This window comes from Streptomyces aureoversilis, from assembly GCF_042657885.1.
GTDB classification, from domain to species: domain Bacteria; phylum Actinomycetota; class Actinomycetes; order Streptomycetales; family Streptomycetaceae; genus Streptomyces; species Streptomyces aureoversilis.
Map to the genome: position 1 here is coordinate 46,914 of NZ_JBHSKJ010000001.1, position 13,555 is coordinate 60,468.

The 13,555-nt window shown below is 73.2% G+C and carries 13 protein-coding genes and 1 tRNA gene; 6 read left to right on the plus strand and 8 right to left on the minus strand.

Features of this window, described 5'->3' with window-relative positions; all coding sequences use genetic code 11:
* The first annotated feature begins 39 nt into the window (after window positions 1-39).
* Window positions 40-1,317: an alpha/beta hydrolase family protein gene (locus ACFPP6_RS00200; RefSeq protein ID WP_382035441.1), complete on the plus strand. Its 1,278-nt coding sequence runs from the start codon at window positions 40-42 to the stop codon at window positions 1,315-1,317.
* A gap of 18 nt (window positions 1,318-1,335) precedes the next feature.
* On the opposite strand, the gene ACFPP6_RS00205 is transcribed toward ACFPP6_RS00200, so the two are convergent.
* Window positions 1,336-3,081, minus strand: a complete 1,746-nt coding sequence (locus ACFPP6_RS00205; protein WP_382035444.1) for a LuxR C-terminal-related transcriptional regulator — start codon at window positions 3,079-3,081, stop codon at window positions 1,336-1,338.
* A gap of 162 nt (window positions 3,082-3,243) precedes the next feature.
* Between ACFPP6_RS00205 and ACFPP6_RS00210 the strand changes: the two genes are divergently transcribed.
* A complete protein-coding gene (locus tag ACFPP6_RS00210) occupies window positions 3,244-3,930 on the plus strand; it encodes an esterase/lipase family protein (RefSeq protein WP_382035447.1) in 687 nt (228 codons plus the stop codon).
* On the opposite strand, the gene ACFPP6_RS00215 is transcribed toward ACFPP6_RS00210, so the two are convergent.
* From ACFPP6_RS00215 to ACFPP6_RS00225, 3 genes are all read right to left on the minus strand, one after another.
* On the minus strand, window positions 3,920-5,101 hold the full coding sequence (locus ACFPP6_RS00215; protein WP_382035450.1) for a hypothetical protein: 1,182 nt from the start codon (window positions 5,099-5,101) through the stop codon (window positions 3,920-3,922). The genes ACFPP6_RS00210 and ACFPP6_RS00215 overlap by 11 nt on opposite strands.
* A 152-nt stretch (window positions 5,102-5,253) precedes the next feature.
* Window positions 5,254-6,591, minus strand: coding sequence for a phosphatidylserine decarboxylase family protein (locus ACFPP6_RS00220; RefSeq protein ID WP_382035453.1), 1,338 nt, complete (start codon window positions 6,589-6,591; stop codon window positions 5,254-5,256).
* A 74-nt stretch (window positions 6,592-6,665) separates the two neighbouring features.
* Window positions 6,666-8,216 (minus strand): MFS transporter, encoded by a 1,551-nt coding sequence (locus ACFPP6_RS00225; RefSeq protein WP_382035456.1) that lies wholly within the window; start codon window positions 8,214-8,216, stop codon window positions 6,666-6,668.
* A 126-nt stretch (window positions 8,217-8,342) separates the two neighbouring features.
* Here ACFPP6_RS00225 and ACFPP6_RS00230 point away from each other — a divergent pair, with 126 nt between their 5' ends.
* The gene (locus ACFPP6_RS00230) at window positions 8,343-9,350 is read left to right on the plus strand and encodes an Lrp/AsnC family transcriptional regulator (RefSeq protein ID WP_382035458.1); all 1,008 of its coding nucleotides are present in this window, start codon (window positions 8,343-8,345) and stop codon (window positions 9,348-9,350) included.
* 317 nt (window positions 9,351-9,667) lie between these two features.
* Here the strand turns inward: ACFPP6_RS00230 and ACFPP6_RS00235 are convergent, their stop codons facing one another.
* Both ACFPP6_RS00235 and ACFPP6_RS00240 read right to left on the minus strand, forming a co-directional pair.
* Complete coding sequence (locus ACFPP6_RS00235; RefSeq protein WP_382036752.1) at window positions 9,668-10,609, minus strand: MurR/RpiR family transcriptional regulator; 942 nt, start codon at window positions 10,607-10,609, stop codon at window positions 9,668-9,670.
* 156 nt (window positions 10,610-10,765) lie between these two features.
* The gene (locus ACFPP6_RS00240) at window positions 10,766-11,083 is read right to left on the minus strand and encodes a hypothetical protein (RefSeq protein WP_382035461.1); all 318 of its coding nucleotides are present in this window, start codon (window positions 11,081-11,083) and stop codon (window positions 10,766-10,768) included.
* A gap of 49 nt (window positions 11,084-11,132) precedes the next feature.
* Here ACFPP6_RS00240 and ACFPP6_RS00245 point away from each other — a divergent pair, with 49 nt between their 5' ends.
* Window positions 11,133-11,396, plus strand: a complete 264-nt coding sequence (locus ACFPP6_RS00245; RefSeq protein WP_382035463.1) for a hypothetical protein — start codon at window positions 11,133-11,135, stop codon at window positions 11,394-11,396.
* Between the two features lie 64 nt (window positions 11,397-11,460).
* Here the strand turns inward: ACFPP6_RS00245 and ACFPP6_RS00250 are convergent, their stop codons facing one another.
* Both ACFPP6_RS00250 and ACFPP6_RS00255 read right to left on the minus strand, forming a co-directional pair.
* Window positions 11,461-11,805 (minus strand): hypothetical protein, encoded by a 345-nt coding sequence (locus ACFPP6_RS00250; protein WP_382035466.1) that lies wholly within the window; start codon window positions 11,803-11,805, stop codon window positions 11,461-11,463.
* A 120-nt stretch (window positions 11,806-11,925) separates the two neighbouring features.
* A complete protein-coding gene (locus ACFPP6_RS00255; protein ID WP_382035469.1) occupies window positions 11,926-12,345 on the minus strand; it encodes a DUF7144 family membrane protein in 420 nt (139 codons plus the stop codon).
* A gap of 178 nt (window positions 12,346-12,523) precedes the next feature.
* On the opposite strand from ACFPP6_RS00255, the gene ACFPP6_RS00260 reads away from it, so the two are divergent.
* Together ACFPP6_RS00260 and ACFPP6_RS00265 are read left to right on the plus strand one after the other, a co-directional pair.
* Window positions 12,524-12,597 (plus strand) — tRNA-Lys (locus ACFPP6_RS00260).
* A gap of 133 nt (window positions 12,598-12,730) precedes the next feature.
* Window positions 12,731-13,543, plus strand: coding sequence for an AfsR/SARP family transcriptional regulator (locus tag ACFPP6_RS00265; RefSeq protein WP_382035472.1), 813 nt, complete (start codon window positions 12,731-12,733; stop codon window positions 13,541-13,543).
* Window positions 13,544-13,555: the final 12 nt, after the last annotated feature.

Here is a 13,555-nt window from a genome sequence, read left to right on the forward strand (position 1 = left end):
CACAAGGGCCGGCGTCACAGTGGGCACCAGGAGAGAGCCATGCGTCATCACAGAGTCCGTGAACAAGCCGGGGTGAGCCGGCGGGCCGTCACCAGGTCGGCCGTCCTGGCCGCCGCCGCGGTGCTGCTGCCGGGCGGCCCCGGCGGGATCGGCGGCGCCGGCGGGGCCGTCGCGCAGGCGCGGGCCGCCGCGGCCGGCGTCACCCTGCGCCTTCCGGCGCCGACGGGCCCGTACCGCACCGGGGTCACCACGCTCTACCTCGTCGACCGCTCGCGGCCCGACCCGTGGGAGCGGGGGATCCCCGTCCGGGAGGTGATGGCCACCGTCTTCTACCCGGCCCGCACCGTCCGCGGCTTCCCGGTCGCCCGGCAGATGAGCGCGGACGCCGCCGCGTCCTTCGGGCTGTACGGGCACAGAGTTCACCCGGAGCTGCCGCACGCCGGTGCCGACTGGTCGGCCACCACGACCCACTCGCACACGGGCGCCCCCGCGCAGGCCTCGCGCCGGCGGCCGGTGCTGCTGTACAGCCCCGGCGGCGGCGATCCGCGCACCATGGGCACCACGCTCGCCGAGGAACTGGCGAGCCACGGCTACGTGGTGGTGACCGTCGACCACCCCGGCGACGCCGGCGAGGTGGAGTTCCCGTGCGCCATGGCCGGACGGGAAAAGGTGCGCCCGACGGTCCTGCGCGACGACCCGAGGAAGCGCCCCGATCTCTTCCGCGCCATGATCGACACCCGTATCGCGGACACCCGCTTCGTCCTGGACCGGCTGGAGGACCTGGCGGCCGGACGGAACCCGGACGCGGCCGGTCGCCCCCTCCCCGAACACCTGGGCCGTGCCCTGGACCCGCGGCGGACCGGCGTCTACGGGCACTCGGCGGGCGGCACCACGGCCGCGGAGACGATGTACGAGGACCGGCGCGTCCGCGCCGCGGTCACCATGGAGGGCTACCTGGACCGGGCGCCGGAGACGCCCGGCCGGCCGGGCGAGCCGTACCCGGTCGCCCGGCACGGGTCGGACCGGCCGCTGCTCCTGCTGGGCACGGACGGCTTCCCCGCCAGGAAGGAGCTGGAGCCTTCCTGGCGGGCGGTGCTCGCCCGTTCCGGAGGGCGCGCCCACCGCCGGCAGCTCGACGGCGCCGCGCACGCGGTGTTCACCGACTACGCCGCGCTGGCGCCGCAGTTGCAGGACGCCGGGCTGATGACGGCGGCCGCCCGGGCCTCGCTGACCGGCCCGGCCGACCCGGCGCGGTCGGTGCCGGCCGTACGCCACCACGTGCTCTCGTTCTTCGCCCGCCACCTGCCGGCGCGCTGAGCGGGCACGGTCCGGGGGTCACGGCGCCCCGTACCGCACGGGGGACGGCGGGGCGCCGCCGAACGAGGCCAGCGCGTGGACCAGTTCCACCCGGGAGCGCACCCCGAGCGCCGCGAAGACGTTGCGCAGGTGGTGGTCGACGGTCCGGTGGCTCAGCGCGAGGAGGGCGGCCACCTCGCGGTTGGTGCGGCCTTCGGCCACGTGCCGCGCCACCCTCAGCTGCTGCGGGGTGAGGCAGGCCGGGTAGCGGGGGCGCGGGCCGCCGCCCGGCTCCGCCTGGCCGGCCGCCCGCATCTCCTCGCGGGCCCGCTCCGCCCACACGTCGGCTCCGCACGCCTCGAACAGCAGCATGGCGCCGCGCAGGTGCCCGCGGGCGTCGGCCGGCCGGCGCAGGCGCCGCAGCGCCATGCCGAACGCCAGCTTCGTACGGGCCTGGGAGAACTCGGAGCCCACCCGCTCCACCAGCGCCAGCGCCCGGTCGAAGCACGGGTCCGCGGTGGCCGGCGCCGCGGTGGCGGACAGCACGGCCCGGCAGTGCAGGGCCGTGGCCCGGGCCCGCTGGTCGCCGTTGACCGCCGCCCAGTCCTCCAGGGTCCGCAGGATCAGCCGGGCCTGACGGCAGGCGCGCTTGCGCGCCGGGGCCGGGAGTTCGGCGACGGCCAGGGCGACGGCCTCCACGAAGGAGGGGATGACCCGCAGGCGCCAGGCGAAGTGGTGCACCCCCGACTCGCCCAGGACGACGGGGCGCAGCCGCTCGACGGCCTCCCGCGGCTGCTGGTGCGCGAGGTCCAGCCGGCCCAGGCTCCACGTCGCGAGCAGCGCGGGGACCATCAGGCCGTGCGCCTGCGCCGTGCCGAGCGCCCACCGTGCGTGGTCGCGGCAGGCGGCGGCGTCCCCGCGGACCGCCGCGGTCATGGCGAGCGTGCTGCGCAGCTGCGCCGCGGCGTTGGGCCGGCCGGCGGCGAGCGCGGCCTCCAGGCCCCGTCCGGCGTGGGACGCGGCGCGGGCGTAGTTGTCGGCGACGAGTTCCACCAGCGCGAGGAGGCCGAGGAGTTCCGGCGCCGCCCGCTGCGGCGCCGCGGCGCGGGCCAGGGCACGGGTGGCCAGGTCCCGGGCGTGCGACACCTCGCCCAGCATGAGGGCGGCGCGGCAGGCGTGGACGAGCGTGTGCGTACGGCCGTCCGCCGCGGGCACGCCGCCGGACGCCGCGCGGAGCCGTGGGACGGACAGCGCGTGCTCGCCGTGCAGGGCCGCGGCGATGCCCCGGTAGTAGTCGCGCACGACCGGGGGCGCCGCGGTGTGGCCGCCGAGGCGCTCGGCGGCCTCCGCGTAGCCGGTCCGGTCGCCCGCGGTCCAGCTCGCCTCCGCGGCGTGGAGGAGGGCCGCGAGCTCGTCGTCCGCGCGGTCCGAGTGCCGGAACAGCACGGCGGCGAGGCGGAGGGCTTCGCGCGCGTTGATCACTTCGCCGCTGCGCAGGGCGTGCAGGCCGCGGGCGAGTTCCTGCTGCCCGCGGGCGGCGGAGGCGGCCTTCTGGCGGACGGACAGCGTGCGCAGGACCGTGGCGCGCCGGGAGCGCCCGGCCAGCTGGGCGTGGTCCGCGGCCGCCACGAGGAGCCGGTCGCGCGTGCCGTCCTCCTCCGTGCGCCCGGCGGCCCGCAGCAGGACGGACGAACACCGCACGTGCAGGCGCCGTGTGCTGCCGGCCCGGCCGGCAGCCGGGCGGGGGCGGGAGCGAGGAGGACGTACGGCCTGGGAGTCGCGCACGGTTGCTCCTCGTCGCTCCGGGGGTGGCGGGAAGTGGGCTTCGTTGCCAGCAAGTTACCCGCAAGTAAAACCGCCGGGTAGGCGATTTCGCCGATGCGCGGCCCCCGGATGCGGACGCATGCTCTCCGCAGCCGCTCGGCAGTCCACTCCCTGGAGGACCGTATGCGAAAGATCAGCCGTGCCCTGGCCCTGACGGCAGCCGTGGCCGCCGTCCTGACGACCGGGCCCGCCGCCACCGGCACCGCCGAGGCCGCCTCCGCGCGCACTCCCGTCGTGTTCGTCCACGGCTACCTCAGCGACGCCGCGATCTGGGGCTCGGCCCGCACCGCCTTCCGCAGTGCGGGCTACAAGGACAGCGAACTCTTCTCGTACACCTACGACTTCCTCTCCTCGAACGAGGCGAGCGCCCGCGGGCTGGCCGGCTTCGTCGCGAAGGTGAAGAAGGACACCGGGGCGCAGAAGGTCGACATCGTGAACCACTCCATGGGCGGCCTCGTCTCCCTCTGGTACGCCAAGGAGCTGGGCGGCACCGCGGACATCGAGCACATGGCGTCGCTGGCGGGGAGCAACCACGGCACGTACACCGCCGGGCTGTGCACCGTGGTCTCCGCCTCCTGCGGGGAGATGACGCCCGGCTCGGCCTTCCTCGGCAGACTGGCCTCCGGCGACGAGACGCCTGGAGCCGTGGACTACCGCACCTGGTACTCGCCGTGCGACGGGGTGATCAACCCGTTCACGAGCACCGTGCTGGACGGCGCGGTCAACATCCTGCTCCCGTGCGTGACGCACCTGGGGTTCCTGACCGACGAGGGTCTGCTGTCCCAGGTGGCCTCCTACCTCAAGGCGTGATCCCGCCGGGCTCGTAGTTGGTCAGGACGCAGCCGTCCACCGCCGCCTTCTCGGAGCGGTAGCCCTGCGGGGTGGTGAAGCCCGGCCGGCACTCGAGGCGGAAGAACTGCTGCTGGTACAGCCCGAACCGGGAGGAGGGGTCGTTGGTCTCGATGGCGACGTTCCCGCCGAGGAGCAGCATGCTCTTCGTCGCCTTCGGCCGGCCGCCGTCCTGGATCTCCTTGAGCTGGACGGCCTTGGCGCGTGACTGCAGGGCGGCCATGTCGTCGACCTTGTCGAGCCAGACCAGCCCGTGGGCGCGCTGTGCGCCCCCGGGCTGCCCGCACAGGCCGCGCTCGCCGACTCCCCACCCGGCCGCGTCGCCGTCGATGAAGGGCTCGTAGTCGATGGACCGGATGGCGACGGTCTCCGGATCCGTGGAGAAGCGCTTGCAGTCGACGCTGGACGCGATCAGCTTCCTGAGCTCGGAGAGGCTTCCGGCGCTCGGCAGGGCGGGGTTCGCCGGCGGCTTCTGCTGCCCGCCCTGCGAGGCCCCGGGCTCCGGGCGCGCGGCATCCGGGCCGTCCGCCGTGTGCACGAAGTCGCTCAGCACGCAGTGGTCGACGAGGGCCTTCTCCTTCTTGTGGCCCTCCGGCACGCCGAACGTCGGGTTGCACGTCAGGACGCGCATGCCGGACTTCGCGAGCGCCCGGGCCGTCGTGGCCGAGGTCGGCTCGGCCACGAAGTCCTTGCCGACGAGGACGCGGCTGTACAGGCCGTACGTCGGCTGGCCGGCGGCGATCTTGTCCATGACCTGCTGGTGGTAGGCCTCCTGGAACTTCTTCATGTCCGGCGTCAGGAAGATGCCGATCGCACCGTTCTCGCGCAGGTCGCTGCACACTCCGAGCTCGGCCACGGACCTGCCCACGCTCTTGACGCCGCTCGACTGCAGGCGTACGTCGTCCGGGCCGCCCGTCGCCAGGTTCTCGCAGGAGACGTGCTGACGGAGGTACTTCTGCGCGTCGGCCGTCGACCCGGCCGACGGCGGTGCCGCCTGCGGGGCGGGGGCACCAGGCCTTGCGGGGGTCGTGGCGCCGCCCCGGCCGGGTTCCGGCTTGTCGTCGCACGCGGTGACCGCGGAGAGGGCGATGAGGGCCGCTGCGGCCGCGGCGAGGGTCTGCTTGATGCGCATGCGGGGCTTTCGTCGGTGGGAAGGAGCGGGGAACTCCCGGAGGTGTGGCATGCGCATGCTAGTCAGCCGATCCGATCCCGTCGCGTACGGGCCCGGAAACGCCTTGCGGGGGTGCAGAAGGTCACGTCCTCCTGCACCCCCGCAAAGGGGACTCACTTCGCGGTGGCGATCCGCCCGTTGACGAAGACCGGCGCGCCGTCGTCGGCGTGCTCGATCGTGTTGTTCGGCACCGTGAAGTCGACCTTGCCCGGCTCGAAGACCAGGCACATGCTCGACCCGCCGTAGCTGAAGTATCCGAGCTCGTCGCCCCGCGTGACCTTGTCGCCCACGCCGACGCCGAACTTCACGGAGGAGATCTCGGTGATGCCGACCGGGATGACGCAGACCTGGCCGATGCCGGGCACGGTGCTCTCGATGACGACCAGGCCGCGGGTGTTGACGTTCGCCTGGTAGCCCTGGGAGAGCGTGCCCGCGGTGTCGTCGACCTTCTCCATCTTCAGCTCGCTGAACATCAGGCCGGGGACGCGCTCGACGTGCTTGACGATCCCGTCGACCGGGGCGTGCCAGCGGTGGTAGTCCGCCCCGGAGAGGAAGGACTGGAAGACGTCGCCCCCGGTGAACCGCTCGGTGTCCGCATAGCCGTTGAGCATCTGACGGAGGGAGTACGGCTGGCCCTTGACGTCGAAGATGTCGGCGTCCAGCTGAACGTCCGACACGTACCGCACGACCGTTCCGTCGTTGGGCGAGACGACGGCCTCCGGGTCCTCCTTGGCCCCGTTGGGGCGGAACTCCGGCTTGATGTGCCGGTTGAAGAACGCGTTGAAGGAGGCGAAGCCGCCGTAGAGCGCGCCGGGGTCGGGGATGACGAACTCGTACAGCTTGTTCTGCTCGGAGGCGGCCTGGCAGAGCCAGCCGTCGGGGCCCTCGTTGAGGACGTAGCGGCTCTCCGGGCTGTCCAGGAATTCGCACCATACGGTCAGGACGTTCCGGAGTGCGTCGCTGAACGGCACGTTGCGGAAGGCTTCCCAGCCCGCGTCCGTCGCCATCATGTAGCAGAACAGGGCGGACAGGGGGAAGAAGACGCGCTCGTTCGGGTCCAGGCGGTACTCGGGCGCGGTCACCGTGATCTCGTCGAGACAGTTCAGCATCTCGCCGATGTTCTCGACGTGCTTGTGCTTGTGCTCCGGGTCGAGCTGTTGGGCCTGCTCGATCATCAGGTTCACGAGGTCCCGGAGGGGCTTGTCCTGTTCGAGGAGCTCCGCCAGCTCCTGGACGACGGGTACGTGGCCCGCCGTCCGCTGCTGCGCCCTGGCGACGAACCGTGTCAGCCACGTGTCCACGGCCCTGCGGTTGCGCGGCAGATAGCCGGCCGCGCGGCCGAACGAGTTCTGGTAGCGCGCTTCGAGCGTTGCCGCCGTGCCGGGCCTGACCATGGTCGTCCCTTCGTCGATCGGACCGTTGCGCGGCGCCGCACCGGCGCACGAAGTCACGTGCTCCGTACGCCGGTTGCGTGCGCCGGATGCCCGACCGTAGCGGGCCGTCGCAGGCCCCGCAGGAGCCCGAATCAGCCGCGGGCCGCCGGGACGGGAGGCGCCGCCTGTGCCTGCGCCTGCTGCGGCCGGGCCGGGGCCGGGCCCGCGGACCGGCGGACGAGGGCGAGCGCCACCAGCCCGCCCAGGATCCCCAGGACCCCGGAGACCAGGAACGTCTGCCGCAGGCCGGCCGCGAAGGCCTCGTGCACCAGCTGCCCGATCAGATCCCGCTGCGCGGGGCCGGCCTGGGCGACGACCGCTCCGGCCTGGCCCCCCGCCAGCGCGTCGGCGGTCGCGGACGGGTCGGCGACGGCCCCGGCCCCGTGGTCGCGGAGCGCGCCCGCCAGACCGGCGTGGAAGACCACGCCGAGGACGGCGATGCCCAGGGCGTTCCCCAGCTGGCGCGCGGTGTTGACGGCGCCGCTGGCCATCCCGGCGCGCTCCGGCGCCACCGACGCCATCGCCGCGGACGCCAGCATGGGCGTGGCGATCCCGACGCCGACGCCGGTCACCGCGAGACCCGGCACGAGGGCGGTCCACGTCGAGCCCGCGTCCACGGTCGCCTGGAGGAAGGCGCCCGCACCGATCAGCAGCAGCCCGCCGCCGATGGTCCAGCGCGGCGAGACGTCGTGCAGGAAGCGCCCGGCCAGCGACGCGACGACGAACGCGGCCGCACTCATCGGCAGACAGGTCAGGCCCGCGGCGACCGGCCCCATGCCGCGGACGGACTGCAGCCACAGCGAGGTGTAGGCGAGGTACGAGAACGCGGCGACGGACAGCAGGACCGCGGCCGCCATGAGGCCGGAGAAGGACGCCCGGCGGAACAGCTTCAGGTCCAGCAGCGGCTGCTCGCGGCGCGTCTCGATCAGCAGGAACGCGACCAGGGCGGCCGCGGCGAGCCCGAAGACGCCCAGGGTCGCGGCCGACGTCCAGCCGTAGTCGCTGCCCTTGATCAGCGCGTACGTCGCGCCGCCCGCAGCCACGGTGAAGGCGATCAGCCCGGGCACGTCCACCCCGCGGCCCCGGCGGGGCGGCGCCGCGGCGACGAACCGCAGCGTCATGGCGATGGCCAGCACGCTGATGGGCAGGTTCACGAAGAAGATCCAGCGCCAGTCCAGGTGCTCGGTGAGCAGACCGCCCATGACCGGCCCGGCCGCCGAGGCGGCTCCGCTGACCGCGCCCCAGGCGCCGAACGCCACGCCCCGGTCCCGGCCGTGGTAGATGCTGCTGATCAGTGCCGTCGTCGTCGCGAGCATCGCGGCACCGCCGATGCCCTGCACGCCGCGGAAGACGATCAGGGCCTGCGGGCCGGTCGCCAGGCCGCAGGCCAGCGAGGCGAGGGCGAACAGCGCGAGGCCCGCCACGTACACCTGCCGGTGGCCGGCGCGGTCGGCGAGGGACCCGACGCCCAGCAGCAGTGCCGCCAGCGCGAGCGCGTAGACGTCCATCACCCACTGCAGGTCCGCGAACGAGGTGCGCAGGCTCCCGGCCATGTCGGGGAGCGCCACGACGACGATGGTCACGTCCACGAGCAGCATGAACGTCCCCAGGCACACCGCCACGAGCGGCAGCCACTTACGCATGTTCCATACCTCCGGAGGGTGTTGTCCGACGAGGACCGAAGGTCGCACCCGCTGGCTGTTTCTCAGAACTCAGGGCCGGGTCGGTGACGGAATCTGATATGGAACGGTCGTGGAATGATGGAAAGCATGACCGATGACGTGCAGACGTTCGACCTTCTCGACCGGCAGCTGGTGCAGGCGCTGATGATCGACGGCCGGGCAGCCTTCAGCCGCATCGCCGCCGTCCTCGGCGTCACGGACCAGACGGTGATCCGCCGCTACCGCAGGCTGCGCGGCGCCGGCCTGCTGCGGGTGCTCGGCCTGCCCGAGGGCGAGCGCGTCGGCCTGTACGAATCGAGGCTGCGCATCCAGTGCGTCCCCGGGGCGGCCGTCGACATCGCCGAGGCGCTGGCGCGCCGTCCGGACACGGGATGGGTCAAGATCTTCTCGGGCGGCACCGAGGTGGGCTGCCTCGTCTCCTCGCGCACGCGCGAGGACCACGAGGCGCTCCTGCTCCGCAAGCTGCCGCGCACCCGGCAGGTCACCGGCGTCACGGCGCAGACCATGCTGCACGAGTACACCGGCGGCGCGAACCGGTGCTTCGGGCGGGACTGCCTGACCGGGGAGCAGATCGCGGCGCTGGAGCCCGCACCGGCCGGCGGGGAGGGCGCGGGCGAGGACCTCGTCCGGCTCGACGACGCCGACCACGCGATGCTGGCCGTGCTCGCCCGGGACGGCAGGGCGGGCTACCCGGAGCTCGCCGCGGCGGCCGGCCGGTCGGAGTCCACGGTCCGGCGGCGCGTCGAGTACCTGCGGGGGAGCGGCGCGCTCTCCTTCGACGTCGAGGTCCACTCCGTCCACCTCGGCTACGCGCTCGAGGCCGGGATCTCCGCCACGGTCGCGCCGAGCGAGCTGGCGGCGGTCGGCCGGGCGCTCGCCCGCCACCCCCAGGTGCCGTTCGCCGCGGCGGTGACCGGTGCGGCCAATCTCGCCGCGTCGGTGCTCTGCCGCGATCAGCGCGACCTGTACCGGTACATGACCGAAGGCATCGGCGCGCTGACGGCCGTGCACCGGCTGGAGGTCCTCCCGGTGCTCCGGAGCGTGAAGCGGGCGGGGCTGATGAGCGACGGCAGCAGGCTTTTCGACGCCCCGTGAGGCGGGTGCGGGTGGTGTTGCCGACAGCCCCGGTCCAGGGGTAGACCGGGGCCGCCGGGGGTGTCCGAGGGGAACGGACGACCCAAACGGAACGCGCAGGGCCGATGAGGAGGGTCTCGTCCCTGGTGTTCGCCCACCTTGGCGCCCCGGGCGCTCACCGTCGTGAGCGCTGCAGGCCCGGGTGCCACATGCAGTAAATATATTTACTGCCCAGTAAGCAAGGGTATGAAAATTTTCATTCGGCGTCGAGGCCGGTCCGACCGTGAAAGTCCCGGTATCGGACGACCCGCCGGTCGCCGGTCGCCGGCCACCGGTCGTCAGCCGTCGAGGAAGAAGTCGTGCTGCTCCGCGGCCTGCTCGTACTTCTCCAGCCGCATCTGCGTGCGCTCGGGATCGGCGTCGGCCATGGCCTGGAGGATCGCCGCGGACAGCACCCCCGGCGCCGCGTACGAATCGAAGACCAGGCGCGAGCCCGTGCCGGCGGTGAGCGCCACGTCGGCCTCGTCCACCAGGGGCCCCATGCGGGCGTCCGTGATCAGCGCGACGCGCAGGCCCGTGCTGCGGGCGGCCCGCATCGCCGCCAGCATCTCCTTGGAGTGCCGCGGCATGGCGAACGCCAGCACCCAGGTGCCGCCCGCCTCGCGTGACTGGAGCAGGGCGTCGTAGGCGACGCTGCCCCCGCGCGAGACCAGGCGCACGTCCGGGTGGATCCGCTTCGCCGCGTACGCGAAGTACTCCGCCAGCGAGACGGAGATCCGCAGGCCGAGGATCGTCAGCGGGACCGACCTGGCCAGCTCCCGGCCGATCTCGAGCACCTGGTCGGTGTCCGTGAACGCGCGGCGCAGGTTCTCCAGGTTCGCGATCTCGGCGTCGACCGCCGCCTGGAGTTCGTTGCGGCGGTCCTCCTCCCGCGCGCCGGGGGAGCCGGCGACCGCGCTCAGGGCGATCGGCTGCAGCGCCTCCCGGAGCGCGGGATACCCGCTGAAGCCCACGGAGACCGCGAAGCGGGTCACCGACGGCTGGCTCACGCCCACGCGGTCCGCGAGGTCCGTGATCGACAGGAACGCGGCCTCGGTGAGGTGGTCGGTGATGTACTGCGCGATGCGCCGCTGCCCGGGAGACAGCCGGTGGCCGCCGAACAGGGCCCGGACCTTGTCCGCGGGAAGCGGCTCCGGGACGCGGGGCCGCTTCCCCGATCCGCCCGGCTTCCCGGGTGTGATCGCGGACGCCTGAGCGCGCGCCTGCTGCCCTGATGGCACCGGTGTGCCTCGTTCTCGTCCCACGGCGCTCAACATAGCTGAAGCGCCGTGGGGGCCGGCATCGATCGCCTTGTCACCGCGGCCGCGGTGATCTTAAGGTCCGGCCGGGGAGAGGGCGTGCGCACCCGTGGCGGTGCCCGGGAGCGGGGAGGGCGGTCAGCGGGAGCCGAACTTCACGCTGGCGAAGCGGAGGTTGCGGGGGGCGTCCTTGCCGGGGGACAGGCGGAGCGTCTGTCGCTTGCAGGTCTTGTCGGTGTAGAGGGCCACCGGGACCCCCGTGCCGTTGTGCGCACCGCGGGCCTCGTCGCTCATCGTCAGGCAGCGGCCGTCCGGCGGGTTCTGGACGTAGAACGGGGCGCCTTTGGGCCCGGCCCAGGAGAACCAGCCCTTGGCGGCGACCGCCGATCCCGTGGGCAGGGCCATGGCGAGAGCGCATCCGGCGAGGGCGACGAGTGCGGGGCGGATGAAGCGCATCACTGATCCTTCCAGTCGATTGCAGAGGAATGCACAGGAAATGCACGAAATGTCTTCACCGAATGAACGACGCAGGGCGCCGATCGACACGCATGCAGGCGAAGCGGTCGACTGGCAGCGGATATGGGGGTCCGATTGCGCCGTCCCGGCCGGTGTCCCCCTGGACGAGCTGGTGGACCTGCTCTTCCTCGCGCTGCGCGACCCCGACCCGCTGGTGCGCGACGGCGACCCGTACGTGGTCCTGCGGACCTGGATCCGCCGGGACGTCATCGACCGGCGGGCCCGGACCCGCCTCGTCTTCCAGCATTCCTGACCGGCGCGTCTCCGGCCGGCCCGTCCGGCCCGGGCCCTCCCCGGGGGCAGGGCGGTCCCCGGGGTCACGGCAGCAGCTGGAACGTCTCGGAGAAGATGCGGACGCCGTAGGCGCACAGGCCGATCGCGCCGAGGAAGGCGCCCGTCGCCGCCGCCGGTCCGCCGTGTCTGCGGCGGACGGCGGCCAGCATGCCGCCGAGGAGCGCCCCCGCCGCGGGCGCGCCGACGATCGCGGCGCCCAGCCGGGCGCATCCGGTGCCCGTCCCGTGGTGCCCGGCGGACCGCAGCTCCAGAACCCACAGCCCGATGCCGGGCGTCAGGAACAGCAGCGTGAGCACCAGCATGGCCGTCACGTACGGGGCCCGGTTCTCCGCGTCGGCATCCGCAGGGCCCTCATGAGCATCCGTCATGAGGTCCACCTTGGTCAGGACCATCGCCCGAGCACATCCGCTGTCGTACTCAGTTGGGCATCGGGCCTGCGGTGGAGGCGCTTGCTCCCGGGCGGCCCGGCCGCGCGGCCGGAACGTCGCTCAGCTGCCCTGGACGTCCTCGTGCTGGACGACGCACAGCCCCCAGATGACGAGGGCGCACAGCGCGATGGCCACGATCGACCACAGCGGGTAGTACGGGATGGACAGGAAATTGGCGATCAGCAGCAGCGACGCGACGGCCACGCCGAGGATCCTGGCCCACAGGGACACCCGGAACAGGCCGACGCCCACCATCAGCGCCGCGATTCCGAGGAACAGGTGGATCCATCCCCAGCCCGCCAGGCTGAATTTGAAGACGTAGTCCGGCGTACTGACGAAGACGTTGTCATGGACGATGGCCATGATTCCCCGGAAGATATCGACGAAGCCCGCGATCAGCATCATCACGGCCGCGAACAAGGTCAGCCCGCCGGCAGCGGCCCGGGAGCCTTCCGAATGCGGATGGAGGGTGGATGACATGGGACTACCTCCCTTGTCTGTACGACAGCCCGTATGACAGGCGGACCCTCGCTTCCATGGTTTCCCCTCCCGCCGTCGCTGTCCACGCGAGGGAGCTCCTGCGGATGCCGGGCTCCCGCTGGTCGGCCCGGCCGGCCTGGTCGGCACGCCCGCGAAAGTCATGTAATATTCATGTCGCGCGCCGCTAGCTCAGTTGGTTAGAGCAGCTGACTCTTAATCAGCGGGTCCGGGGTTCGAGTCCCTGGCGGCGCACAGCGAAGCCCCCGCCGATTCGTCGGCGGGGGCTTTTTCTGCACCCCCGGCATTACGGAACGCAATTCCCGGGGCGCTTTCCGTGACATTCTCGCGATTCGACACGCGGCGGGCGCCCGCCCACGATGGAAGGGTGCCCTCAAGAGACGAAGGCGCGACCCTCCGCATCGCCCTGCTCGGCGGATTCCGCCTGGCCGCAGGCGACGTCCTCGTCCGCATCCCCGCGGGATCCGAGCGCCTGCTGGCCTATGTGGCCCTCCGCCCCGGCGGGGTCGCACGGAGCACCGTCGCGGAGAACCTGTGGCCCGACGTGTCCGAGGCGCGTGCCCACGCGGCCCTGCGCTCGGCCCTCAACCGCCTCCGCGGCGCGGGGTGCCGCCGGGTCCTCGACGTCGGCCCCGCGGAGCTGGCACTCGCCGAAGGCGTCGCGGTCGACCTCCACGGGCTCCGCTCCCTCGCCCGGGCCGTCCTGGACGGCCCGGAATCCCCGCCCCCCGGCAGCCGCGACCCCGGCACGCCGCACGTCGGTACCCGGGAGATCGAGGGCCTTTCCCAGGACCTGCTGCCCGGATGGTGCGACGAGTGGGCGCTGCGCGAAGCGGAGGAGTGGCGGCAGCTGCGGCTGCACGCGCTCGAAGCGCTCGCGCACCGGTTCGTCGGGACGCGGCACTTCGCCCACGCGGTGTCGGCCGCCGGTGCGGCCGTCCGCGCCGACCCCCTGCGGGAGAGCGCCCGCGCGGCCCTGATCGCCGCCCATCTCGCCGAGGGCAACCAGTCCGAGGCGCTCCGCGAATTCCGGCAGTACCGGGCGCTCCTCCGGAGCGAACTCGGCCTGCGCCCGACGCCGGAACTGCTCGGCCTCGTGGCCGGCCTCCGCCCGGCCGCCCGCGGTGTCGACGGGCACAGACGCCGCGGTCACGCCGCGGTGACGGTGCGGCGCCCATGATGGACGGAACCA